The organism is Paramesorhizobium deserti (assembly GCF_001558695.1).
Lineage (GTDB): Bacteria > Pseudomonadota > Alphaproteobacteria > Rhizobiales > Rhizobiaceae > Paramesorhizobium > Paramesorhizobium deserti.
In genome coordinates this window covers 177,267-202,489 of record NZ_LNTU01000037.1, presented here as the reverse complement: position 1 = coordinate 202,489, position 25,223 = coordinate 177,267, and the positions used below count along the sequence as shown (strand labels likewise).

Annotated in this window: 20 protein-coding genes; 12 read left to right on the top strand and 8 right to left on the bottom strand. The window is 60.8% G+C overall.

Going from position 1 to position 25,223, the window contains the following annotated elements; all coding sequences use genetic code 11:
* Positions 1 to 2 precede the first annotated feature (2 nt).
* Positions 3 to 2,222, top strand: coding sequence for a xanthine dehydrogenase family protein molybdopterin-binding subunit (locus tag ATN84_RS19750; protein WP_068883908.1), 2,220 nt, complete (start codon positions 3 to 5; stop codon positions 2,220 to 2,222).
* Between the two features lie 83 nt (positions 2,223 to 2,305).
* On the opposite strand, the gene ATN84_RS19745 is transcribed toward ATN84_RS19750, so the two are convergent.
* Positions 2,306 to 3,235 carry an AraC family transcriptional regulator gene (locus ATN84_RS19745; RefSeq protein WP_068883906.1) on the bottom strand — a complete coding sequence of 310 codons (930 nt, stop codon included), beginning with the start codon at positions 3,233 to 3,235 and terminating at the stop codon, positions 2,306 to 2,308.
* A gap of 239 nt (positions 3,236 to 3,474) precedes the next feature.
* On the opposite strand from ATN84_RS19745, the gene ATN84_RS19740 reads away from it, so the two are divergent.
* A complete protein-coding gene (locus tag ATN84_RS19740) occupies positions 3,475 to 4,248 on the top strand; it encodes an SDR family oxidoreductase (protein WP_425287435.1) in 774 nt (257 codons plus the stop codon).
* 33 nt (positions 4,249 to 4,281) lie between these two features.
* Positions 4,282 to 5,025, top strand: coding sequence for an SDR family oxidoreductase (locus ATN84_RS19735; protein WP_068883902.1), 744 nt, complete (start codon positions 4,282 to 4,284; stop codon positions 5,023 to 5,025).
* Positions 5,026 to 5,035: 10 nt separating this feature from the next.
* Here the strand turns inward: ATN84_RS19735 and ATN84_RS19730 are convergent, their stop codons facing one another.
* Positions 5,036 to 6,007 (bottom strand): AraC family transcriptional regulator, encoded by a 972-nt coding sequence (locus ATN84_RS19730; protein WP_068883900.1) that lies wholly within the window; start codon positions 6,005 to 6,007, stop codon positions 5,036 to 5,038.
* Between the two features lie 96 nt (positions 6,008 to 6,103).
* The gene (locus ATN84_RS19725; protein WP_068883898.1) at positions 6,104 to 7,030 is read right to left on the bottom strand and encodes a LysR family transcriptional regulator; all 927 of its coding nucleotides are present in this window, start codon (positions 7,028 to 7,030) and stop codon (positions 6,104 to 6,106) included.
* Positions 7,031 to 7,230: 200 nt separating this feature from the next.
* Between ATN84_RS19725 and ATN84_RS19720 the strand changes: the two genes are divergently transcribed.
* The 3 genes from ATN84_RS19720 (at position 7,231) to ATN84_RS19710 (ending at position 11,306) form a co-directional block, all read left to right on the top strand.
* Positions 7,231 to 8,367: an iron-containing alcohol dehydrogenase gene (locus ATN84_RS19720; protein ID WP_068883896.1), complete on the top strand. Its 1,137-nt coding sequence runs from the start codon at positions 7,231 to 7,233 to the stop codon at positions 8,365 to 8,367.
* Positions 8,368 to 8,546: 179 nt separating this feature from the next.
* Positions 8,547 to 9,731, top strand: coding sequence for a pyridoxal phosphate-dependent aminotransferase (locus ATN84_RS19715; RefSeq protein ID WP_244491142.1), 1,185 nt, complete (start codon positions 8,547 to 8,549; stop codon positions 9,729 to 9,731).
* Between the two features lie 48 nt (positions 9,732 to 9,779).
* Positions 9,780 to 11,306, top strand: coding sequence for an aldehyde dehydrogenase (NADP(+)) (locus tag ATN84_RS19710; RefSeq protein ID WP_068883891.1), 1,527 nt, complete (start codon positions 9,780 to 9,782; stop codon positions 11,304 to 11,306).
* A gap of 281 nt (positions 11,307 to 11,587) precedes the next feature.
* On the opposite strand, the gene ATN84_RS19705 is transcribed toward ATN84_RS19710, so the two are convergent.
* Entirely contained in the window at positions 11,588 to 11,872 is a 285-nt protein-coding gene (locus ATN84_RS19705) for an ArsR/SmtB family transcription factor (RefSeq protein WP_244491141.1), read from the bottom strand.
* Between the two features lie 209 nt (positions 11,873 to 12,081).
* On the opposite strand from ATN84_RS19705, the gene ATN84_RS19700 reads away from it, so the two are divergent.
* From ATN84_RS19700 to ATN84_RS19685, 4 genes are read left to right on the top strand one after another with little or no spacing between them, the layout of a single operon-like run.
* A complete protein-coding gene (locus ATN84_RS19700) occupies positions 12,082 to 13,374 on the top strand; it encodes an NAD(P)/FAD-dependent oxidoreductase (protein WP_068883886.1) in 1,293 nt (430 codons plus the stop codon).
* A gap of 28 nt (positions 13,375 to 13,402) precedes the next feature.
* Entirely contained in the window at positions 13,403 to 13,606 is a 204-nt protein-coding gene (locus ATN84_RS19695) for a YgaP family membrane protein (protein ID WP_068883884.1), read from the top strand.
* Between the two features lie 44 nt (positions 13,607 to 13,650).
* On the top strand, positions 13,651 to 14,658 hold the full coding sequence (locus ATN84_RS19690) for an efflux RND transporter periplasmic adaptor subunit (protein ID WP_068883882.1): 1,008 nt from the start codon (positions 13,651 to 13,653) through the stop codon (positions 14,656 to 14,658).
* The gene (locus ATN84_RS19685) at positions 14,655 to 17,891 is read left to right on the top strand and encodes an efflux RND transporter permease subunit (protein ID WP_068883880.1); all 3,237 of its coding nucleotides are present in this window, start codon (positions 14,655 to 14,657) and stop codon (positions 17,889 to 17,891) included. The genes ATN84_RS19690 and ATN84_RS19685 overlap by 4 nt, the downstream gene beginning before the upstream one ends.
* A 126-nt stretch (positions 17,892 to 18,017) precedes the next feature.
* On the opposite strand, the gene ATN84_RS19680 is transcribed toward ATN84_RS19685, so the two are convergent.
* The 4 genes from ATN84_RS19680 to ATN84_RS19665 form a co-directional block, all read right to left on the bottom strand.
* Complete coding sequence (locus ATN84_RS19680; protein ID WP_068884374.1) at positions 18,018 to 18,503, bottom strand: EF-hand domain-containing protein; 486 nt, start codon at positions 18,501 to 18,503, stop codon at positions 18,018 to 18,020.
* Between the two features lie 25 nt (positions 18,504 to 18,528).
* Positions 18,529 to 18,741, bottom strand: a complete 213-nt coding sequence (locus tag ATN84_RS19675) for a hypothetical protein (protein WP_068883879.1) — start codon at positions 18,739 to 18,741, stop codon at positions 18,529 to 18,531.
* Between the two features lie 73 nt (positions 18,742 to 18,814).
* On the bottom strand, positions 18,815 to 19,339 hold the full coding sequence (locus ATN84_RS19670) for an Hsp20/alpha crystallin family protein (protein WP_068884372.1): 525 nt from the start codon (positions 19,337 to 19,339) through the stop codon (positions 18,815 to 18,817).
* 292 nt (positions 19,340 to 19,631) lie between these two features.
* Entirely contained in the window at positions 19,632 to 22,313 is a 2,682-nt protein-coding gene (locus tag ATN84_RS19665; RefSeq protein WP_068884371.1) for a bifunctional acetate--CoA ligase family protein/GNAT family N-acetyltransferase, read from the bottom strand.
* 219 nt (positions 22,314 to 22,532) lie between these two features.
* Between ATN84_RS19665 and ATN84_RS19660 the strand changes: the two genes are divergently transcribed.
* Both ATN84_RS19660 and arcA read left to right on the top strand, forming a co-directional pair.
* Positions 22,533 to 23,972, top strand: coding sequence for a YfcC family protein (locus ATN84_RS19660; protein ID WP_068883877.1), 1,440 nt, complete (start codon positions 22,533 to 22,535; stop codon positions 23,970 to 23,972).
* A gap of 10 nt (positions 23,973 to 23,982) precedes the next feature.
* Entirely contained in the window at positions 23,983 to 25,209 is a 1,227-nt protein-coding gene (gene arcA, locus ATN84_RS19655) for an arginine deiminase (RefSeq protein ID WP_068883875.1), read from the top strand.
* Positions 25,210 to 25,223 lie beyond the last annotated feature (14 nt).

Sequence of the window (25,223 nt, the reverse complement as noted above, 5' to 3'; positions counted from 1 at the left end):
CGATGACCAAGACAGCCAAGCTCCACAGCCGCACGATCTCGCGGCGCAGTTTCCTGATTACGGCTGGCGGCTTCGGCGTCGTGGTCGCCTTCGGCGGCCTGCCCGGGAATGCCTTGGGTGCCACAGTGGCGCCAGCCGCCGAGGGCAACTACCATCCGAACGCGTGGGTGAGCATCGCGGCCGACGGTATAGTCAGCATCATGTCGCCGGCTTCCGAGATGGGACAGGGCATCATGACGACGCTGCCGCTGCTCATTGCCGAGGAGATGGACGCCGATTGGGACAAGGTCCGCATCGTGCAGGCTCCGTCCGACGCGGACACTTACGGCAATCCGGGCTTTTACGGCGTTCAGCTCACCGGTGGCAGCGAATCCACGCGCGGCTATTACGACCTGCTGCGGCTGATCGGAGCGCAGACCCGTAAGATCATCCAGGCGAGCGCGGCCGGCATGCTGAACGTTTCGGCAAGCGAGCTTACGACCGAGCCGGGCAGGGTCGTGCATGCACCGTCGGGCCGCTCGCTCGGCTACGGCGAAGTCGCTGCGACCGGCGAACTTCCCGATCCGCTGCCGCAGGCGAGCGAGGCCGATCTGAAGACGCGCGAAGAATGGCGCTATATCGGACGCCGCGACATCCCCCGCGTCGACGTGCCCGCGAAAGTCGACGGCACCGCGATTTATGGCATGGACGTGCAGCTTCCGGATATGCTGTACGGCGCGGTATTGCGCGCGCCCGTCCAGGGCGAACAGCCGGAGGCCATCGACGATACCCAAGCCAGGGCTGTGCCGGGCGTTACACAGATCGTTCCGCTCTCCTATGGCGTCGGCATTATCGGCGAGACGGTGGAGGCGACGAAGCGAGCGAAGGACCTGCTCAATGTGACATGGAGCACGTCCTCACGGATCCGCAACTATACGAGCCGCCAGCTTCTGGAACATTATCGCAGCGTGGGGCGCGACCTCTCCCAAACCGGTGTCAACGCATTCGCCGAAGGTGATGCGGAGGCCGCGATCAAAGGGGCCGCCAGGGTCATCGAGGCCGATTACATGAGCGATCTCGTCTACCACGCCACAATGGAGCCGATGAACGCCACAGCGCTGGTTACCGGCGATACCGTGGAGATCTGGGCGCCGACACAGGGTCCGACGGGTACGCAGGGCTTTGCCGCGGTGGTTGTCGGCACGACACCGGACAAGGTCAAGGTGAACGTGACCCTGCTCGGCGGCGGTTTCGGCCGCAAGGCCGAGGCGGACTTCATCGTCGACGCCGTGTCCCTGGCCAAAGAGGTGGAAGGCCGCCCCGTCAAGGTCATCTGGAGCCGTGAAGACGACGTCCGGCACGACAAGTTCCGGCCTCTCGAGGCGCAGCACATTCAGGTCGGGCTCGATGCCGATGGCAACATCACCAGCTGGCGGCATCGCATCGTGGCGGATTCCATTTTCGCCCGGACGATGCCCGACCTGTTCAAGAGCCAGGGTGGTCACGACGACGTCGTGACCGAGGGCGCGCATTTCAACTATGCCGTTCCCGCTCATCGCATCGACTATATTCGTCAGGACAACGGCCTGGACATCGGCTTCTGGTTCGCTGTCGGGGTGGGCTACACGAGGTTCGGCATCGAATGCGTCATCGACGAGATCGCGGCGACCAGGGGGGCCGATCCCCTGCAGCTTCGGCTGGAGCTTCTGCGGGATCAACCGCGGGCACGTAACGTCATCGAGACCGTCGCCCGGATGGCCGACTGGGACCGCGAGCGCGACGGTCGGGCACTAGGCATCGCCTATTCCGACGCTTTCGGTTCCCATTGCGCACAGATCGCCGAGGTGTCGCTCAACCGGCAAACCGGCGAAATCCGGGTACACAAGGTCTGGTGCGCGGTGGATCCGGGGGTGGCGATACAGCCGCGCCATATCGAAGGCATGATCATCGTTGGCATCACGAACGGAACCAGCCACGCGCTGTTCGAGCAGATCAACATCGTCGATGGCGAAGTGCAGGAGTCGAACTTCGACACCTATCGGGTCATACGCATGTCCGAGGCGCCCGACATCGAGGTGGCGGTGGTCCCGACGGCTGGAAGTCCGGTGGGTGGCATGGGCCAGGTCGGCCTGCCGCCGGTCGGCCCGGCGATCGCCAACGCGGTTGCGCGGCTTACCGGCGGCGTACGGCTCCGGCACTACCCGTTCCTGCCCGAGCGGGTGCTGGCGGCGCTCAACGCCTGAGTTCGAAGGCGCACCTATCCCACAGCAAAGGACCGGTCGCCGAGCAACTCGGGTGGCTGGTCAATCGCGAGGACCTGCTGGCGCTAAAAAAGCGTGCCCGTGCCTGCTCCCTGTTCGGCTTCGACGAACGACCTACCTCGCGCGCGAAGGGCATCACGTTTCGGTGGCGCTTTGAACAAACGGCCGTAATCGCGTGTGAACTGGGAGACGCTTTCGTAGCCCACCTCGAACGCGGCGCCGCTGGCCGACAAGCCTTCATCCAGCATGAGGCGGCGCGCCTCGATGAGACGAAGACGCTTCTGATATTGCCCCGGCGTCAACGATGTCATGTGCTTGAAGTGTTTATGGAAGGCGGTCAGGCTCATCGCAGCGGCAGATGCCAAGCGATCGACGGGCAAGCGCGATCGGTATTCTGCTCTCAGGATCGCGACAGCAGCCGCGAGGCGGCTTGCGTAGCTGTCTGGATCGGCGATAGCCCGCAAGGCTGCCCCGTGTGGTCCCGACAAAAGCCAATAGTGCAGCTCCTGCATGATGCCGGGACGCAGCAGCGGCACTGCATCGGGCCGGTCGAGCAAGCGCACCAGCCGCGATACGCAATCAAGAATTGCGGCATTGGTGTCCTCGGCAAACAGGGTGCGTGTCTTGGATGGTCGCTGTGGACGGGGGCTGCCTAATTGTATCGTGAGTTCGCGCAGCATCGTCATCTCGATGTCGACCGCGATGGCCAGATAAGGCTCGCTGTGGCTCGCCTCGATGATACGCCCGACGACCGGCATATCCGCGCTCACGATCACCGACTGACCGGCGGAAAAGACCTGCTGTTCCCGCCCCACAGTCATGCGCTTTGTGCCTTGCAGAACCAGGCATACCAGCGGCCGATACACTGAATGAAGATCGCCAGGTAGCGATTCAACGCACATCATTCTGAGGCCCGGCACAGGCGTCAGCGCCAAGCCGTCACTGTTGGAATTTTGGCCGGCATAGCTCCGAACAGCCTGTTTGAGCAAGTCCATGTGATCTCTCCTGTAGCGTGGCTAAATCCTAGCACGTCCATGCGTAAACATCACGCTAGCTGTAGAATCGAGCAAGTTTTGCGCAGGCCTTGGCAAGCTCCCGATCGGCCCACGCGGTATGCAATGTCGGACAAAAACCAACGCACTTAAAAGGAAAGAGGCTTACAATGTCTGGACAAAACAAGATGCCGAGACGGACGGTGCTGGCTGGTGTTGCGATGGGTTCCGCAGCATTGGCGATGGGGCCGGCCTCCGCTCAAACGACGGGTCAGATGCCGGTGTCCAACGGCAAGACCGCCTTGGTGACCGGCTCTTCGAGAGGTATCGGCGCTGCGACCGCCAAACGCCTCGCCCGTGACGGATATGCTGTCACGGTCAATTGCGAGAAGAATCGCGATCTCGCGGCGGGCATCGTGAGAGAGATCGAAGCGGCGGGCGGGCGCGCCATCTGGGTGCAAGCCGATGTCAGCGACCCAGATGCGGTGCGGAGCCTGTTCGACGAGACCGAGCGCGCCTTCGGCGGGGTGGATGTGGTCGTGAGTAATGCCGGCATCATGCGTCTCGCTCCGTTCAGCGAGATGACCGATGCCGATTTCAGTCGGATGGTCGACGTCAATCAGAAAGGCAGTTTCTTTGTTCTGCGCGAGGCGGCACGACGGGTGCGCGACGGCGGACGCATTCTCGCGCTCTCATCGAGCATTACACAACTGCGCAGGCCGACCTATGGACCCTATGCAGCAACCAAGGCGGCTCAGGAACTCTTCGCGAATGTCCTTGCCAAGGAGCTTGGTGGACGCATGATCTCGGTGAATGCGATGGCGCCGGGCGTCGTGAACACCACGCTTTTCACCGATGGCAAGACACCGGAGCAGATCGCCGGCTTCACTGCCCGCACTCCGCATGGTCGCATAGGCGAACCTACCGATATCGCCGACGCAATTGCAGCGCTCTGCAGCGGTGACGGGGTCTGGATCAACGGTCAAACGGTATTCACCAACGGCGGCATCGTCTGACCTCGAACGACTGGAGCATATGGAGCACAGACAATGAAGACGACGGAAAATACGATTCTCATCACGGGCGGCGGATCCGGGATTGGCCGGGAACTGGCACGGCGCTTCAACGAGCTTGGAAATACGGTGATCGTTGCTGGTCGCCGCAGAGAGACGCTTGAGGAGACGATCGCCGGCCGGGATCACATGCACGCAATGGTCCTCGATGTCGAGGAGCCGGAGGCAATCAGCGTCTTTGCCGGGCGCGTGACGGCCGAGTATCCGGCGCTCAACGTCCTGATCAACAACGCGGGCATCATGCGCCGGGAGGATCTGACCAGGACGGGTGATCTGCGCGATGCGGAGAAGACGATCGTCACCAATCTGCTCGGGCCGATCCGGCTGACCAATGCGCTGATTGGCCATCTTGGAAGCCAACCGAACGCCGTGATCGTCAATGTATCGTCGGGCCTCGCGTTCGTTCCGCTCAGCGGCACGCCGACCTATAATGCCACCAAGGCGGCTGTCCATTCCTATACGGTGTCGCTGCGCGAGCAACTCAAGGGCAAGGTCGAGGTGATCGAGCTCGTGCCGCCCGCCGTTCAAACCGAGCTTACGCCCGGTCAGTCGACACGCGACGGCTACATGCCGCTCGATGATTTCATCAACGAGACCATGGCTCTGTTCCTGCAGAAGTCGACGCCCCGGGAAATTCTGGTGGAGCGTGTGGGATTTCTGCGCTGGGCGGAGCGTGACGGGCACTTCGATCAAGCGGTCGAGATGCTCAGCGCCCATTGAATGTTGCGTTCTAGCCCATGACGAATTCAGGCAGGTCGGCGGCGGCTTTCTTCCCGTTGCGCGTCCGCAAGGCCCGATCCCCGTCACGGCTATATTGCCGTGGCGAACAACCCATGGCCCGCTTGAAGGCGGTGCTGAAGGCGCTTTCGGATTCGTAGCCGAGGGATAGCGCTATGACGGAGATCGGATCGCTGGAATTTTCCAACCGATCTCCCGCCAGCACCATTCGCCAGCGCGTCAGATACTCCATGGGCGTCTCGCCGACCGTTTCCCTGAATCGCAAGGCGAAAGTCGATCGCGACATGCAGGCCCGCTCTGCCAGCTCCTGCACCGTCCAGCGATGCGCGGGGTCGGCGTGCATGGCGGTGATCGATGCACCGATCTGTCTATCCGCAAGAGCGGAAAGCCACCCCACGTCCCCAGGCTTTTCTGCCAGATGTAAGCGTAAGGCCTGAATAAGCATCATGTGGGCGAGGTGCTGTGCGATGAGAAAGCCGCCTGGGGCACGATCATGCAGCTCCTGCATCATTCGCTTCACGGACCAGCGCAGCGCAGCCTGATCGGATTCCCTTCGGATATGAACGATAGGCGGCAGCATCGCCATCAGCGCGCCCGCATTATGTCCGCTGACGGCGAAGCGGCTACCCGCGAGAAAGAAGTCCCCGCCGCCGTTATAGGTAACGACACCGCCGTCGCGCGCAGGTGGAAAGATAGTGCCAGCATCTGTTGGCGCCAGCCTCATGTCGCTCGCAATGCGGAAGGGCCGTCCGCTCGGCAACACGAAACAGTCCCCCTCTTCCAGGCGCAGAGCGTCGGCAACGCCCTCGACGGACAGCCAGCACCCGCCGGAGATCACGGCGTAGCACTTGATGCGGTCGTGCTGATCGGCGAACTGGATCGACCAATCTCCTCCCGCGTCAAAGCCGGCGGATACGTAACTCCGCGGTTTGAGAAGCGACAGCACGTCAGACAGCGGATCCATGGACAATTCCGGACGATCACGAAGTTGGTGTAGCTTTTTTAGTATAGCTCGTATCGGCCAGTGCTATCAACCTAGCCCATTTCCAGGGCGCTGGAGCTACTCAGAGGGCAATTTTGCCGGCTTTGCCGGTGCTGGCGTCCTAGGTGGCACGGTTCCTGCCACCAGTTCGGCGATGAATCGCGTCGCATGTTCCGGCAGATCATGTGAACGACGTGTGATAACCTCATAGGGGTCGCTTTTCGAGCGTAGATGCATGGGCAGGGTGCAGGCCATGCCGAAATTGACAAAAAACGCCGCGACATCGCTTGAAAGCAACGCAACCGTATTGGGGTTCCCCTGGATTAGCGCCATCGTCGTCAGCGCCGATCGCGTTTCCAGAAGGGTGGGTGGAAAGGCAAGGCCAGCATGCCGATATTCCTGTTCCAGCGAAATCCGCATGGGCGTGGCGCTCGTATAGACGATCCACCGCGAGTCCGCGAGATCTTCAAGCTGGACCCGCTTGCGTCCAACCAGTGGATGGGCCGGGTTGGCGACGACTGTCAGGAGTTCGTCATGGAAGGCGGTGACATTGTAGAGCTGCGGTGTCGCGCTGACCGAACTGCGGCCGATCACCAGGTCGAGAAGCCCACGGTCGAGCTGGCGCAAGAGTTCGGCGCTGGTGTCCTCAAGGATTTCGATGGATGTCTGGGGAAAGCGCTGCAGGTGCCGCTGGATGATCTCGGTGACGAAAGGAACGGCTCCCATGATCGTTCCGATCCGCAACCGGCTCCAACTGCCGGCAGACATCCCGTTCAGTTCCTGCTCCATCTTGTCCAGCTGCGCCAGCATGGTCTTGGCGTTGCGGATCACGCACTCGCCCGCGGCGGTTGGAAGAAGGCCACGATTGGTTCGATGAAAGAGCTTCTTGCTCATCAATTCTTCGGCTTCCTGAAGCGCCTTTGTGGCTCGCGGTTGACTCATGCCGATCACCTCGGCCGCGCGCTTCAAAGAGCCATTGTCATCGATTGCGGAAATCAGAAGCATCTGACGTAATGAGAGCCTGACAAGAGGCAATGGACGCGTGAGCAATGGCAAATTCTCCTTTTGTTATATCTGTATCCGAAGATAACGGATTTACAGAGTGTCATACGACCGTATTCTGAGAAAATGACGTCGAATTTCCGCTCTGAGCTGCCAGCTTCGGTGGCTCGAGGTTGCCATATGGATATATCGAGGGGAGGGCCATGGGCCTGATCAATTATGTGACCCGCGTGCAGTTCGGTTACGGTGAACTCGCCACTTTGAGGACGGAACTGGAGATTGCCGGAATCTCGCGACCGCTCGTTGTTACAGACAAGGGCGTGCGTCAGCTCGGTGTGCTGGAGAAGATCGAATCGATCCTGAATGCGGCTCCGGTTGGCGTTTTCGACGAAACTCCCGGGAATCCCAATGAAGCTGCGGTCCGTGCAGCGGCCGAGCTGTTCAACAGGGTCGGAGCCGACGGCATTATAGCTATCGGCGGGGGATCGGCGCTCGATCTCGCCAAGGCCGTTGCCATTCTCGCCGCCCATGGCGGCGCGTTGAAGTCTTATGCCGCGATCGAAGGCGGAATGGAGAAAATCACCGCAAAAACATGGCCAACCATTGCCATTCCGACGACTGCTGGAACCGGCAGCGAAGTCGGCCGCGGCGCCATCATCATCCTCGATGACGGGCGCAAGGTCGGTCTGCTGTCTCCCTATCTGGTTCCGAAGGCGGCCATTGTCGATCCGGAGCTTACACTCAGCCTGCCTGCGACCCTGACCGCGGCGACCGGCATGGACGCCATTTCGCATTGCATCGAAACCTACCTTGCCCCGTCCTTCAATCCGCCAGCCGATGGGATCGCGCTTGAGGGATTGCGGCGCGGCTGGGCGAACATCCGCCTGGCGACGGAACAGCCGGGTGATCGGGACGCGCGGGCCAATATGGCAATCGCGGCGACCATGGGCGCCATGGCGTTTCAGAAGGGTCTGGGCTGTGTCCATAGCCTGAGCCATGCGCTCGGGGGGATCAACCCGAAGCTGCACCATGGCACGCTCAATGCCATTTTCATGCCGGCGGTGCTGGATTTCAACCGTACCGCACCGACGTCGATCAGCGAGAATAAATATGCCCGCATCGCCCATGCGATGGCACTGGCCTCCGGCGAGGAGATCGGCGCCGCGATCAAAGGCATGACCAGGACAATCGGTTTGCCGACCGGCCTTTCCGAGCTTGGCGTTACCGGGGATCTGTTTGATCGCATTATCGCCGGTGCGCTGGCCGATCACAGCCACAAGACCAATCCGCGCGAAGCAACCGCCGAAGACTATCGCGCGATGCTCGAGGCGGCTTTCTGAAATCATGACCTCAACCGAAACCATGCATGGAGCGTGGACAGCACGACTCGTCCCGGCGCATTGTCCGCTTCGCAAGCTGGCCACAAAAATCTGAACATGCTGCTTGGCATTATTCGGGTAAGGATGCGATCCATCGGCGCGGTGGCGCCATGAGATCCACAAATATGAGAGGTTATATCTTGCCGCAGCAATTTCCCGCTCAGGCGCGAGCGCAAATCCAGGCTTTGTCCAGTTCGCTGATACGTGATGTGGCGAACAGCGCGATGAACCGTACCGATGTCGTGCCGTTCTGGTTCGGGGAATCCGATCAACCCACTCCGTCGTTCATCCGCGAGGCCGCGGCACAGTCTCTTTCACGCGGCGAGACCTTCTACACCCAGAACCTCGGTCGTCCGTATCTGCGCGATGCCATCGCCGATTACATGACCCGGCTACACGATCGCGCGATCGCCAGCGATCGGATCGGTGTGATTGCATCCGGTGTGACAGCCCTCTCGATCGCATCCCAGCTTTTGCTGTCACCGGAAGACAGGGTGGTGGCGATTACGCCGCTCTGGCCGAACATCACCGAGATTCCACGCATTCTCAGCGCCAGTGTCGAGCGCGTGGCACTGAACGTGCACAACGGGCGCTGGACGCTTGATCTGGACCGCCTCCTCGACGCGTTGACGCCGAACACGCGCATGGTGATTATCAATTCGCCTAACAACCCTACCGGCTGGACCATCACCGACGAACAGATCGCGGTCGTCACCGCGCATTGCCGCAAGCATGGTATCTGGATCATGGCCGATGACGTCTACGAGCGTCTGGTCTACGATACCTCGCGGCGTTCGGCGCCGAGTTTCCAGCGCCATTGCGAGCCGGATGATCGCCTGATTTCGATCAACAGTTTTTCGAAAGCCTGGAGCATGACCGGCTGGCGCTTGGGTTGGTTGACCTGTCCGACGGGACTGGTCGCGGATCTGGCGAAGCTGATCGAGTATAATTTCTCCAGTGTTTTCGAGCCAGTCCAGCGCGCCGGTGTCATTGCCTTGCAGAGGGGAGAGAGCGAGGTGGAGGCGATGCGCGATCGGCTGGCGAAGACACGGCGGTTGCTGGAAGGCGCGCTGATGGACCTACCCGGTGTCGAAGCCCCGGAAGCCGGCGGCGCGATGTATATGTTCTTCCGCATTGCGGGGCAAACGAACTCTCTTGAAACCGCCAAGCGGTTGGTAACGGAGGTTGGCCTTGGTCTCGCCCCCGGATCGGCTTTCGGTCCGGAAGGAGACGGTTGGCTACGCTGGTGCCACGCGGTTGCAGATGAGGCCAAACTCTTGGACGGAGTGGAGAGGCTCGCCTCGTTCATCAGGAAAAATCGTTAAGCCGATCCTCTCTCAAACCTACTCAAAACGACAAAGGAGATGTTGCAAATGACTGATCGAGCTGAATTCACACCCCATGGAAAACACCTGATCGCGGGAGAGTGGATCGCGAGCAAGGAGCAATTTTCTTCTGAGCCAGCGCATGGCCCGACCCACTCGTTTTCAGTGGGCACGGTCGATCTGGTCAATCAGGCGGCCGAAGCCGCCGAGGAGGCCTTCTGGAGTTATGCATATTCCACACGCGAGTTCCGCGCGAACTTCCTTGAAGCGATCGCTGACGAAATCGAGGCGCGCGGCGTGGCGATCACGCAGATTGGCACGCAGGAAACAGGGTTGCCCGAAGCGCGCCTGAACGGCGAGCGTGGGCGCACCACCAGCCAGTTGCGGCTGTTCGCCAGCCATATCCGCAAGGGTGACTACCTCGACCGTCGCCACGATCCGGCACTGCCCGACCGTCAGCCCGCCCCGCGTCCCGATATTCGCCTTGTAGAACGCCCGATTGGTCCGGTAGCGGTTTTTGGAGCCTCGAATTTCCCGCTGGCCTTCTCGACCGCGGGCGGCGATACGGCGGCGGCGCTAGCCGCGGGTTGTCCGGTTGTCGTCAAGGGGCACTCCGCCCATCCAGGCACTGGTGAGATCATCGCCGAGGCGATCCATGCCGCCATCGCCAAAACCGGCGTCCATCCCGGCGTCTTCAGTCTGATCCAGGGCGGCAGGCGGGATGTGGGAACCGCGTTGGTCCAGCATCCACTTATCAAGGCTGTGGGCTTCACCGGCAGCCTTGCGGGAGGGAGGGCGCTTTTCGACCTATGTGCTCAGCGCCCCGAACCAATTCCCTTCTTCGGAGAACTCGGCAGCGTAAATCCGATGTTCGTCCTGCCCGGCGCCGCGAAAGCCCGGGCCGAGGAACTTGGCACCGGCTGGGCCGGATCACTGGCGATGGGAGCTGGTCAGTTCTGCACCAATCCCGGTATCGCCGTCGTGCTGGAAGGATCCGATGCCGACCGATTTGTCGCCTCTACGACAAAGGCGCTGTCCCAGGTCGGCCCGCAGACGATGTTGACCGATGGTATCGCTAAAGCCTATCGGGATGGTCAGGCCAGGTTCAAGGGCCGTAACGCGGTGAAACCGATCTACGAGACCGTTTCGGAAGGCCGGGAGGCCAACCCGAATCTTTACGAGATCACGGGTGACAAGTTCCTGGCCGATCATGCGCTGTCGGAGGAGGTTTTTGGTCCGCTGGGTCTGGTGGTCCGTGTCGGCTCGGTCGACGAGATGCAGCACATGGCGCGCAATTTCGAGGGACAGCTGACCGCGACGATCCATATGGATGCAGCCGATACCGAGGCGGCACAAAAGCTCGTTCCCGTTCTGGAGCGAAAAGCGGGGAGAGTACTGGTAAATGGCTTTCCGACCGGGGTGGAAGTCGTGGACTCCATGGTTCATGGCGGGCCCTATCCGGCCTCCACGAATTTTGGCGCGACATCGGTCGGCACCATGTCGATCCGCCGCTTCCTGCGTCCGGTCAGCTACCAGAACTTCCCTGAGGCACTTCTGCCGGAAGATCTGCGCTAGCGCATAGGTCCGAAAGTTGGGATCGATTTTCGGAAAGCTTGGATAGCGCAGTTTCAATGACTAATAGCGCCGTGCGTCTAGCTGACGCACGGCGCTATAGTATCCATAATATCGGGACTGAGTTTCGGCTTTAGAAACCTCTTCTTCATGCGTGGTCGCGGGAGAAGCAAGCTCCCGTGGAAAGCGGGGCGGGCATTTGGTACACCGCCTCATTCAGTGCCGGCTCATGCTCTTCGGAAGTCGGTGGTGGCGCTCTCCTCCCCCCTCCTATCTGAAGCCGTTCAATCCGGACTGCAGAACGCCTTGTGGAGTGCTTCCACGACCGTGAGCACTTCCGGCCGGGCAATCCTGTAATAGACGGTCGTGCCTTCGCGCCGTGCTTCAACCAGGCCGTCCGATCTGAGCCGCATGAGCTGTTGCGACATTGGTACCTGCTCAATGCCGAGTTCCGAACGCAATTGCCCAACGGATTTTTCCTCGCCTCCAAGCGCACAGAGCACAAGCAGTCGCTGCGGATGCGAGAGGCTGCGCATCAGGTCTGCTGCCTCGTTCGAGGCCGGGATCATGTCTTTTACATTCATACTCTTGAATTTAAAATATTTGAATGTTACATGCAAGTACGAAGCCGATCCCCGTGGGAGAGCGGGTGGCCTGGATTGGTGTTCGAAGGTGCATGGCTGTCTGTTCTTTCCTGTGTTTGAGCCGGATCAAGGCCACGACCGCTTTGCAGTGAAAAGATGCGGGATCGGGTCATTCCGCGCAAGGAGGAAATGCCATGTCCCACATCGTTGTGTTAGGCGCTGGTCTTGGCGGCGTTATCATGGCCTATGAAATGAAAGAGAATGTTCGGCCGTCGGATAAGCTGACGGTTGTCAATCTCGGTTCGGTCTACTCTTTCGTTCCGTCCAATCCATGGGTTGCAGTCGGATGGCGCAAGCCGGAGGAGATTACCGTTGATCTGGAGCCGATCTTCAAACGCCTTGGTATCGGCTTCAGGCCGGAAGGCGCAAAGCGCGTCCATCCTGAGAAAAACCGGATTGAACTGAATGACGGGTCATCCATCGATTATGATTATCTGATCATCGCCACCGGCCCCGATCTCGCCTTCGACGAGATTCCCGGTCTGGGGCGTGACGGTTACACCCAGTCCATCTGCCAATTGAGCCATGCAGTCGAGGCGAAAGGCGCCTTCGATGATCTCTTGAAAGCACCCGGGCCGATCGTCGTCGGCGCGGTGCAGGGCGCTTCCTGTTTCGGCCCGGCCTATGAGTTCGCCTTTATCCTGGATACCGCACTCCGGCAGGCCAGAAAACGAGATCAGGTGCCGATCACCTTTGTAACGCCGGAGCCTTATATCGGCCATCTCGGTCTCGACGGTGTGGGCGATACCAAGGGGCTGCTGGAAAGCGCGATGCGCGAACGACACATCAAATGGATCACCAACGCCAAGGTGACCAAAGTCGAAAAGGGCCGGATGTATGTCGAGGAGGTCGACGAATCCGGCATGACGAAGACCCGGCATGAGTTGCCATTCGCATTCTCCATGATGCTGCCCGCCTTCCGCGGCGTGCCGGCCATCCTGGGAATTGAGGGACTTACCAATCCGCGCGGCTTCGTCACCATTGACAAGTATCAGCGCAATCCGGCTTTCCCCAATATCTTCGCGCTCGGCGTCTGCGTGGCGATCCCGCCCGTGGGCAAAACACCCCTTCCCGTCGGGGTGCCCAAGACCGGCTTCATGATCGAATCCATGGTCACGGCGACGGCGGAAAATCTCGGAACGCTTCTTAGAGGTGATCTGCCAAGGGCGGTAGCGTCATGGAATGCAGTATGCCTCGCCGATTTCGGCGACGAGGGTATCGCCTTCGTGGCACAGCCGCAGATTCCGCCGCGTAACGTCAACTGGTCCTCACAGGGAAAATGGGTTCACGCGGCCAAGATCGGCTTCGAGAAGTACTTCCTGCGCAAGGTCCGGCAAGGCAAGGCAGAAACTGTCTACGAAAAGCTGACCTTGCATTTGCTCGGCATTCAAAAACTCAAGGAAATCGAACTTGAGCCGGCAGAATGACGGCCCCGTTCATAATTGGAGAAGAACGATGACAATCGATCGTGCAGTGATGATGTTTGCGGGCACTCTCGTGCTCGTCTCGCTGGCGCTGGGCTTCTACGTCAGCGCCTATTGGTACCTGCTGACCGCCTTTGTCGGGCTCAACCTGATGCAGGCATCGGTGACCGGCTTCTGCCCGGCGGCAATTGCCTTCAAGAAGCTCGGCTGCAAGCCGGGCGCGGCCTTCAAATAGGATATGGGTTCGTGATGCGCGTTCCTGGCTCTCGGGAGAATATCATGCGATGGTTCGGAGGCCGCCGCCTTACCCTGCTGACCCTTCTCTCGACTATCGTTGCCTTGCCGGCGGCGGCCGGCGAATTCGCCGTCAAGACGGAACGCATTCCTGAAATGAAGGCGGTATTCGGACAGGTGCGCAGCCGCATGGTGGTTCCCGCGCGGGCGCGCACCGGTGGGACGATCCGCGAGATCAGCGTATCCGAGGGTAGCGAAGTCCGGGAAGGGCAGGTGATCGCCGTCGTGGTGGACGACAAGATCGCGCTTGAACTCGACGCCGCCCAGGCAAGAATCAAGGAGATCACGTCACAGCTCGACAACGCGAAAATCGAGCTCGACCGCGCGCAGCAGCTCTTTTCGCGCGGGGTCGTCTCGAAGGGGAATGTCGATCAGGCGAGGACGCAGTTCGATGTGGCGACCAATCAGCTGGCGGCCGCGCAGGCCAACAGGGCCGTGCTGGAACAGCAGGCCAGAGAAGGTGAGATCCTTGCGCCGGCGACGGGGCGTGTGCTCAGCGTGCCGGTGACGCTCGGTTCCGTCGTGCTGCAGGGCGAGGAGGTGGCGCGGATTGCTACAGGGAAATATTTCCTCAGGCTTTCGCTGCCGGAGCGTCACGCCACGGAGATCAAGGAGGGCAGTACGGTCCTTCTCGGCCGACGAGGCCTTGCCAGCACGGATGAGAGCGAGACGGCGCAAGAGAGCCGGATCGCCAAGGTCTATCCCGAGATATCCGAGGGGCGCGTCATCGCTGACGTCGAGGTCGAAGGGTTGGGAGATTATTTCGTCAACGAGCGCACGCTGGTGTGGATTCCCGTGGGCAGCCGCGATGCCATTACCGTGCCGCCGGAAGCGGTGAAAACGCTCCACGGGGTGGACTATGTCAGCCTGGCAACCGCCGATGGCCCGATGGACGTCGTCGTCATCCTGGGCGAGCCCTTCGCGGACGGCAGCGGATCACGCGTGGAGATCCTGAGCGGCGTGCGCGCAGGCGACAAGGTGCTCATTCCATGAAACTTGGTATCGCCGGCGGGCTTACCCGCGCCTTCATTGCCTCTCCATTAACGCCGCTCTTCCTGCTGGCAGCCTTCGCGCTCGGTCTGGTGGCGCTGATAACATTGCCGCGCGAGGAGGAGCCTCAGATCTCCGTGCCGATGGTCGATATCCACGTCCAGGCCAATGGCCTGAAGGCGGAAGATGCGGTCAAGCTCGTGACCGAGCCGCTGGAAGCGATCGTCAAGAGCATCGACGGTGTCGAGCATGTCTATTCCCAAACCCAGGATGACGGCGCGGTGGTCACGGCGCGTTTTCTCGTTGGCACGAGCGCGGACGCCGCGATCCTGCGGGTGCATGACAAGATACGCGCCAATATGAATCGCATCCCGGTCGGCATTCCCGAACCGCTGATCGTCGGCCGCGGCATCGACGATGTGGCAATCGTCGTCGTGACGCTTAGCCCGAAACCGGAGGCGGCGGACCGCTGGACGGCCAACGGGCTCACGCGTCTTGCACGCGAATTGCAGGTAGAGGTCGCGAAACTGCCGGATATCGGTCTGACCTACATCGTCGGAGAACAGCCGGAGGAAATCCAGGTCGAGCCCGACCCTGAAAAGCTGTCGCTCTATGGCGTCACGCTGCAGCAGCTTTCCGCCAAAGTCGAGGGCGCCAACCGTTCGTTCCAGGCGGCGATCGTGCGCGAACAGGGCGGACAGCGCACCCTTTTGGCCGGTCAGACACTGCAGACCCAAAGCGACATAGGCAATCTTTTGATCACGGCGCGCGACGGTCGTCCCGTCTATGTGCGTGACGTGGCCAGGGTCGCGCTTGCCGCGGAGCCGAACGAGAGCCGGGTGACCGAGGTGCGTAAGGTGGCAAACGGTCTGGAACGGGTGCCGGCGGTGTCTCTTGCCATCGCCAAGCGGCCGGGAACCAATGCCGTCGCTATCGCAGAGGCAATCACCCATCGCCTGGACGAGGTGCGCGGTCAGATCTTCCCTGACGATGTGGAGATGACGATCACCCGCAATTATGGCGAGACCGCCGACGAGAAGGCAAACGAACTGCTCTTCCATCTGGGGCTCGCCACGGTCTCAATCGTGCTCCTCGTCGCCTTCTCCATCGGTTGGCGCGAGGCGCTGGTCGTGGCCGTCGTTATCCCGACGACGATCCTGCTGACGCTGTTTGCCTCACGCATCATGGGCTACACGCTCAATCGTGTGAGCCTTTTCGCGCTGATCTTTTCGATTGGTATCCTGGTCGACGACGCCATCGTGGTGATCGAGAATATTGCCCGTCACTGGGCGATGAGAGACGGTCGCCCGCGCGCGCCGGCGGCGATCGACGCTGTGGCCGAGGTGGGCAATCCGACCATCGTGGCGACCCTCACCGTGATCGCGGCGCTTTTGCCGATGCTCTTCGTGTCGGGGTTGATGGGGCCTTATATGAGCCCGATCCCGGCCAACGCCTCGGCGGCTATGCTGTTCTCCTTCTTCGTCGCGGTGATCCTCACACCCTGGCTGATGCTGAAGCTCGCGGGAAGGGGAGATGCTGCCATCCACAGTCACGAGGATGCCCATGGCGGGCGGCTTGGCAAAGCCTATATCGCCATGGCCCGGCCAATCCTCAAGACACGGTTTCGCGCGTGGACCTTCCTGATTCTGGTGGGGATTGCGACCATCGCCTCGCTGGGTCTCATCTACACCAAGCATGTGACGGTGAAGCTGCTGCCTTTCGACAACAAGACGGAGCTTCAGGTCGTTGCCGACCTGCCCGAGGGCGCATCGGTGGAGGACACCGATCGTGTGCTGCAGCAGGTTGTGAACCGTGTCGCAGCCATTCCGGAAGTCATCTCGTTCCAGACCTATGCCGGCACGGCCGCGCCGTTCAATTTCAACGGGCTGGTGCGCCATTACTATCTGCGTTCTTCGCCGGAATTGGGTGATGTGCAGATCAACCTTCTTCCTAAGGGTGAACGCGACCGGCCGAGTCATGATATCGCGCTCGATATTCGCAACCGTCTGCAAGGGCTTGATTTCCCCGAGGGTACGGTGCTCAAGGTGGTCGAGCCGCCGCCGGGCCCCCCTGTCATGGGGACATTGCTCGCCGAAATCTATGGGCCCGATGCCGATACGCGGCGGGCGGTTGCGGCCAAGGTGCGTGAGGCGTTCGAAAGCGTTCCATTCATCGTCGACGTGGACGATTCCTACGGCATTCCACATGAACGGGTGCGGTTTGAGATCAATCAGGACAATCTCGAATACCATCGCGTGGAGCAGGGGGATGTCTATGATGCCATTCGTGCCCTTTATTCCGGCACCACCGTCGGATATTCTCATCGTGGCGGCGGACGGCAGCCTATCCCTATTCGCGTAGCCCTCCCCAAGAGCGAGAAGGTCGTGGGCGAGCGTGCTCTCGCAACCCCGGTCCCGGCCAATGCGCTGCCCGGCGAACGCGGTGTGGTCGAGCTCGGCGACATCGTGACGGTGAAGCGTGAACCAGCCTCCTACCCGATCTTCCGGCACAATGGCCGTCCGGCCGAGATGGTGACGGCGGAGCTCGCGGGCCAATTCGAGGCACCAGTCTATGGCATGATGGCAGTGGACGAGGCGATCCAGAAGGCCGATTGGGGCAATGTGCCAAAGCCCGAGATCGCGTTACACGGCCAGCCGGACGACGAGTCGCATCCCACGCTCCTGTGGGACGGCGAGTGGGAGGTGACCTGGGTCACCTTCCGCGACATGGGTGCCGCCTTCATGGTCGCCATCCTGGGCATCTATATCCTTGTCGTCGCTCAGTTCGGTTCGTTCAAGCTGCCGCTCGTCATCTTGACGCCGATCCCGCTTACCTTCATCGGCATCATGGTCGGGCACTGGCTGTTCGGCGCGCCATTCTCGGCCACGTCCATGATCGGTTTCATTGCTCTCGCCGGCATTATCGTGCGCAATTCGATCCTGCTGGTCGATTTCATCCGCCATGCTCGCACGCCGGAGCGGCCATTGCTCGACGTGCTTCTGGAGGCCGGCGCCATCCGTTTCAAACCGATCCTGCTCACGGCAATCGCTGCGATGATCGGCGCGGTGGTCATCCTCGCGGATCCGATCTTCCAGGGCCTTGCGATCTCGTTGCTCTTCGGACTTGCCTCGTCGACCGCGCTGACCGTGCTGGTCATTCCGGCGATCTATGTGGTGCTGAGGGGAAAACGGGAAGGGGCAACGGTCGATCCGCATCCTGTTTCAGCTACTTCCTGACGATATAGAACGACAGATCGATAGAGCAGGCGAATTGGTTTCCAGGCTGCTGCCTAAACAATAAGGGCCGGATGATTATCCGGCCCTTATTGTCGCTGTGTGCGACCTGTTTTTGTCATTCGCAATTCATTCCTGCATGAACTGCTTGATCTCGTCCGGTGTTACGGCTCCATTCTTATCCGCATCGATACTGTCGAATATCCGCTTATGAATGGCCGAGACCTCATCGAACGAAAGTGCACCATCGCCATTGGTATCGGCAATTGCGAAGAAGATCTTCATCACGAGAGGCCGCATCGGCCGCATGGGCATTCCACCCATCATCCCAGGCATCATGCCGCCACCCATCATGTTGGGGCCCATCATGTTTGGTCCGCCCTGACCCATCATCATGCCCGGGCCCCGTTGCCCCATCATTCCGGAATAAGGGGGCTGTCCGTCCTGCGGTGTGGCGGGATCGGTCGAAGGTGCCGGCGCGGTTTGAGCCAACACGGTATGGTGCTGTTCATGAGGCGTGTCGGCCTGCGCGGCTGTTCCCACACTGGTTCCGGCGATCACACCTGCGGTAAACACAAGAGCGGCCGGTAATGCGGATCCGTACTTGATGTACATAAGAACCTCCATTCGTTGAAGATGGTTATCCAGGCACGGACTCTTGCCGACCGATCGAAGCATCAACGGAAACGGTGGGCATCCCGGCTGGAGATATATGCTCTTCGTTCAGGAAATCGCCGCTCAATCCGAAATACCGGGCGATCGCGGTGTCCGAGTGGCCGAGATCACGCAGGACGGCAATGGAAACAGCGAGATCCACATTCATCCGAAGAGGCGATATAGATTTTTGTTCCATTTGTGTTTTCCTGTTTCTTCTCGCGACCACACCCGCCGGCATGCTTCGCGCGCCGGCGGGACTGCGGCTGTCTTTACGCGGCCTTGATTTCGATCTTCTTGTCCGCCTTTTGAGCCTGCTCCGTCTTGGGCAGTTTTACCGTGAGGATACCCTTGGCGACGCTGGCCTCGATCTTGTCTGTATCGACACCTTCAGGAATCCTGAAAGAGCGCTGGAAGGAACCGTAGCGGCGTTCGGACAAGTAATAATCGCCTTCCTTTTCCTCTCTCTCTTCCTGCTTTTCGCCCTTGATCGTCAGTGTGTGGTTGGTGAGCTTGATGTCGATATTCTTCTCGTCGATGCCGGGAAGTTCGGCGGTGAGCTCATATTCGTGGTCTTTCTCGACAAGATCCATTGCCGGCGCGATCTGCCAGGCGGAACGACTGAATTTCGGAACTTCGATATCGAGCGCCGCGGATGGCAGGCGCCAGCCGAACGGATGAAAATTATCGAAGAGGCGGTCGACTTCCCGGCGCAGATTGTCGAGAGACGTCCAGCCTTCCGAAGACTTGACTGATTTATCGGATTTCACCGGCAGTTTTGTGGCAGTTTCGGCCATGGCTTCACACTCCTTGTTTTCTCCAAGAAACATCAGATGCTGCCGTCTCCGCCCATTATAGCGGGTTTTCCCGCGAGATATGTGGGAGGAGGCAAGCGGTCCGCCAGTATCGTTGCCAGTTGGAGATGCCCCATGCGCCGGTCTTAGGCGCACACTTTTCAACAACCGGCCGTACCTGACATCTGCATCAAACTGCAAAAGCAATTGTCGGACTTTGATGCGCGTCAAGCTTCATTGCGGAACTGCAATGGGTTTTGCGCCAAAGCGCCGATATTCCGTGATGCAGGGCTGGTCATCGCAGCCGGAGCGTTGCAATCCTCACGTCAGGCTCCGTGGCGTGGCGCGCCAGTTCGAAGCCGAACTCCTTGGCCATGGTCAGCATTTTAGTGTTTTCGTCGAGGATCAAACCATTGATGACAGCGAGGCCGTCGGCCCGTGCGTAGTCGATAACGTGCCTCAGAAGAGCCCAGCCAAGTCCGTGGCCCTGCAGGTCGGTTCTAACGAGAAGGCCGTATTCGGTCGCCTCCTTGTCCGGATCCGACGACAGGCGCACAATCCCGGCCAACTCACCTGTATCCTTCCGCAGAGCGACGAAGGCGATTTCGCGCTCGTAGTCGAGCTGGGTAAGCCGCAACAGCATCTCGTCCGGAAAATGCTGACGCGGCGCAAGAAAGCGGAAGCGTATATCCTCCGGCGATACTTGGGCCAGAAAAGCGGGATAGAGCGAGACGTCCGCGGGTTTGATGGGACGCAGATGATACTCCTGTCCGGCCAGAACGAGGTCTTTTTCCCAAGCCGCCGGATAGGGCCGAATGGCGAGCGCCGGATTGGGGCCTGTGCGTTCGACATCATTCGGTTCGATCTCGATGCGCGCATCGAGCGCGACGATCCCTTCACTGTCGGCAAGCAGCGGATTGATATCCACCGAGACAATGCAGGGAAAGTCGACGACCAGTCGGGACAGGGCGTTCAGCGCGCGAATGATGCCTTCCCGGTCGGCCGGCGCACGGTCGCGATAACCGGCAAGCAGCCTGCCGATGCGCGTGGAATCGATCAGGTCGCCGGCAAGGACATTGTCGAGCGGGGGAAGGGCGATCGCGGTGTCGTCCAGGATCTCGACGGCCGTGCCGCCCGCGCCGAAGAGCACGGTGGGGCCGAATATCGGATCACGTCCGATGCCAAGGATGAGCTCCTGCGCGTTTTTCCTGGTGATCATGGGCTGCACGACGAAGCCGTCGATCTCTCCGGCGCTTCCCATCGCCTGCAAGCGCTTCTTGATATTTCTCACCGCATCCATGGCGGCCTGTGGTGTCGTGATGTCCAGCACCACGCCGCCGACATCCGATTTGTGGGTGATGGTCCCGGACATCAGCTTCACGGCCACCTTGGACCAGGCTGAAAGCAAATGTTCCGCCGCGTTTTTTACCTCTTCGTTCGTGCGGACGACAATTGTTTCGGGAACGGGAATCCCATAGGCCTTGATCACAGCTTTGGCTTCGGGCTCCGTCAGCATGCGCCGGCCCTTGGAAGCAGCGTGTCGAAAAATATCGAGAACGGCGTCATGATCGCCATCGACATCTTCGCCGCGGCTTGAGGGGACCCGCATCAAGGCCTTCTGCGCCCGCGACCAATCGCTGAGATAGGAAACCGCCGCTGACGCCGCGGCGGGGGTCTGGAAACCGGCAATACCTGCGTCCTGAAGGATACGACGCCCTTCGCGCGCGGTCTTTTCTCCCAGCCAGCAGGTGAGCACGGGCTTGTCCGCAATCGTTCCGCCCTGGGCGAGCTTCGCGACGGCCTGTGCCGCTTCGGCCGGGGAGGAGAGCCCTGTGGGGCAGTTCATCACCAGCAGCACATCGGTCGCCGGATCGTTTGCAACGGCCGTAATGGCAGCGCCATATCGTTCGGCGGGCGCGTCACCGATGATGTCGACCGGATTGGCACGCGACCAGTTGGCGGGCAGCGTCGTATCGAGCTTTTCCATGGTTTCCTTGGAGAACTCCGCAAGCTCGGCATCGAGATCGGCAAGCGTGTCGACGGCGAGTACGCCGGCACCGCCACCATTGGTGACAATACCGACTCGCGACCGTTCGAGCTTTGGAAAACGGGCAACCGTTTCGGCGGCGTCGAAGAGCTCGCCGAGCCCTCGCACGCGGAGGATGCCGGCGCGACGGAGCGCCGCGTCAACCACCTTGTCGGAACCGGAAAGGGCTCCGGTATGGGTGGTTGCCGCTTTCGCCGCGGCTTCGTGCCGGCCGGCCTTGACGGCGATGACCGGCTTGAGGCGCGCGGCGGCCCGGGCAGCCGACATGAACTTGCGCGCATTGGGAATGCTTTCGAGATAAAGCAGGATAGCGCTGGTTCCCGCGTCACCGGCAAGCAGGTCGAGATAGTCGCTTACGTCGACATCGGCCATGTCGCCGAGCGAGACGATGTGCGAGAAGCCGATCCCTTCATCCGCCGCCCAGTCGATGAGCGAGGTTGCAATCGCTCCCGATTGCGACAGGACGGCTATATTGCCGGCGCGCGGATTCATATGGGCGAAGCTGGCGTTCAGCTTCGCTGGCGGGACGATCAGGCCCACCGTATTGGGTCCGATGACGCGGAAGAGATGTGGCTTGGCTGCGTCCAGCATGGCCTGGCGCAAACCATTCCCGTGCGTCAGTCCGGCCGTGATCACTACCGCCGCTCGCGTTCCCTTGTCGCCGAGTTCGTGGATAATACCGGGGACTGTCTTAGGTGGGGTGGCGATCACCGCCAGGTCGGGGGCTGCCGGCAATTCGCTTGCATCCGCATAACAGGGCCGGCCGCCAATCTCGCGATATTTCGGGTTGACCGGCCAAATGTCACCCTCGAAGCCTCCCGCGATAATGTTGTCCAAGACGATCTGGCCGACGGAGCCTTGCCGGGCGGAAGCGCCGAACAGGGCTACCGATTTCGGGTTGGCTGCATATTCGAGATTGCGGATGGTCATGAGACGCTCACTTGCCTTGGCCTTATTATCCATTCTGACAATAGTCATCCTGATGGCAACATAACGCGCCGGCATTGCGTGTAATCAAAGATAGGTGGTCCCGCCGCGGCATGGCCGACGGGCGCATTTGTCCTGAATCAAGGTTCGCCAGGAAATGGCCACCTACAAAGAGCTATGAAGGCCAGATGTGGCCTGTCTATTCTCGCAGGAGGCACAATAATGGCCATCACGACAACTGAAGCAGACGCGCCGCGCAGATTTCGCTTTCCCTCCGCATTCACGATCCTCTTCGGCCTCATCGTCCTTGTGGCCGCGCTCACCTGGATCATCCCGGCAGGGCAATATCAACGCGTCCTCAATCCGGCGCTCGACAAGGAGGTGCCGGTCGCGGGAACATATGCGCCGACAGACGCCAACCCGCAGGGCATCTTCGACATCATCATGGCGCCGATCGACGGCCTCTACAACCACGCGACGGGACAGGCCAATGCCATCGATGTGGCGCTGTTTGTGCTGGTGATCGGCGGCTTCATCGGCGTCGTGAGTTCTACAGGCGCCATCAATGCCGGCATTCGCGGCGCCATGACGGCGCTGAAGGGGCGGGAGAAATGGATGATCCCCGTGCTGATGGGTTTGTTCGCTTTTGGTGGAACCACCTACGGCATGGCCGAAGAGACGCTCGCCTTCTATATGCTGCTTCTCCCTATCATGATCGCCGCGCGCTACGATGCGGTGACGGCGGTGGCCATTATCCTGCTCGGCGCGGGTGTTGGCGTGTTGGGATCGACGGTGAACGCCTTCGCGACGGTCATCGCCTCGGATGCCGCCGGTGTTCCCTTCACGCAGGGCATCGTGCTGCGCTTCGTCATCCTGGGCCTTACCTGGCTCGCCTGCGTGATCTATGTGATGCGCTACGCCGAACGCGTGCGGCTCGATCCCACCAAGTCGCTCGTCTACGACCGCAAGGCCGATAACGAGAAGCACTTCCTCGCCGGCCACGAGGGCGAGGGGGCGATGGAATTCACAGCCCTGCACAAGATCGTGCTCGCTATCTTCGGGTTGACCTTCGTCGTCATGATCTGGGGCGTGCTTTTCGACGGCTGGTGGATGGGCGAGATGACCGGCCTGTTCCTCGCCTCCGCGCTTCTCATCGGCTTTATCGCCCGCGTCGGCGAGCAGAATTTCGTCGACGCCTTCTTGAGCGGCGCGCGCGATCTTCTCGGGGTCGCTCTCATCATCGGGCTCGCCCGCGGCATCGTCGTCATCATGGATGCGGGCAAGATCACCGACACCATCCTGCATTGGGCGGAAGTCTCGACGGCGGGCCTTTCCAAGGTGGTGTTCGTCAACGTGATCTACTGGATCGAGGTGCTGCTCTCCTTCTTCGTGCCGTCGTCCTCCGGCCTTGCAGTGCTCAGCATGCCGATCATGGCGCCGGTGGCGGATTTCGTGGGCACCGGGCGCGATCTCGTCGTCACCGCCTATCAGTCGGCCAATGGCATCGTGAACCTCATCAACCCGACCTTCGCGGTCGTCATGGGCGCGCTTGCGATCGGCCGGGTTCCTTACGAGCGGTGGATCGCCTTCATGTGGCCGCTGCTCATCATCCTGACGGTGATCATCACGGGTTGCCTCAGCATTGCAACCATTCTTGCCTGAGGAGACCGACATGTCCCTGACTTATGGTGTGCATTCCGAAGTGGGTAAGCTGCGCCGGGTAATGGTGCACCGACCGGGTACGGCCCTGGCGCGGCTCACCCCTTCCAACTGCCACGAACTGCTTTTTGACGATGTGATCTGGGTGAAGCAGGCCCGTGTCGAGCATATGACCTTCGTCGATGCCATGCGCTACCGCGGCGCGGAAGTGGTCTTCCTGCGTGACATGCTGACCGAAACCATGCGCATCCCGGAGGCGCGGCGCTGGCTGCTCGACCGCCGCGTCAACGACAATACGGTCGGGGTGGGGCTGGCCGACGATCTGCATGCATATCTGATGGAGATCGATGCCGATATGCTTTCGAGCATTCTCATTGGTGGGATGAACAGGGCCGAGTTGCCGGTGAAGACCAGCAGTGTGGTGGCGTCAGTGCTGGCGCCGGAGGATTTCGTCCTTCCGCCACTGCCGAACCATATCTTCACCCGCGATACCACGTGCTGGATCTACGAGGGCGTCACGCTCAACCCCATGCGCTGGAATGCAAGGCAGCTGGAGACGGTGAACATCGCCGCCATCTACCGCTTCCATCCGGATTTTCGTGACGCCGGCTTCCCCACATGGTTCGGCGATCCCGATCAGAGCTTCGGCCTGGCCACCGCTGAAGGCGGTGACATCATGCCCATCGGCAACCGCACTGTGCTGATCGGCATGGGCGAGCGGACGACCGCGCATGCCGTTGGCCAGATAGCGCGCGCGCTTTTTGCACGAGACGGGGCGGAACGCGTCATCGCCTGCAAGCTGCCCAAGGAGCGGTCGAGCATGCATCTCGACACGGTCTTCACCTTCTGCGACCGTGATCTCGTCACCATTTTCGCCGAGGTGGTGAACGGTATTGAGGCCTTTTCCCTGCGCCCCGGCGAAAAGGCGGGAACGGTCGATGTCCGCGCGGAGGAAAAACATCTGACCGAAGTGGTGGCGGAAGCGCTGGGCGTGAAGAAGCTCCGCGTCGTGGAAACGGGCGGCGACGCCTATGTTCAGGAGCGCGAGCAATGGGACGACGGCAACAACGTCGTGGCGCTGGAGCCGGGCGTCGTCGTGGGTTACGACCGCAATGTCTACACCAACACATTGCTCCGGAAGGCCGGCGTCGAGGTCATCACCGTGCCAGGCGCCGAACTCGGCCGCGGGCGCGGCGGCGGGCATTGCATGACCTGCCCGCTTATCCGCGATCCCGCCTGATCTTCATATTCCCG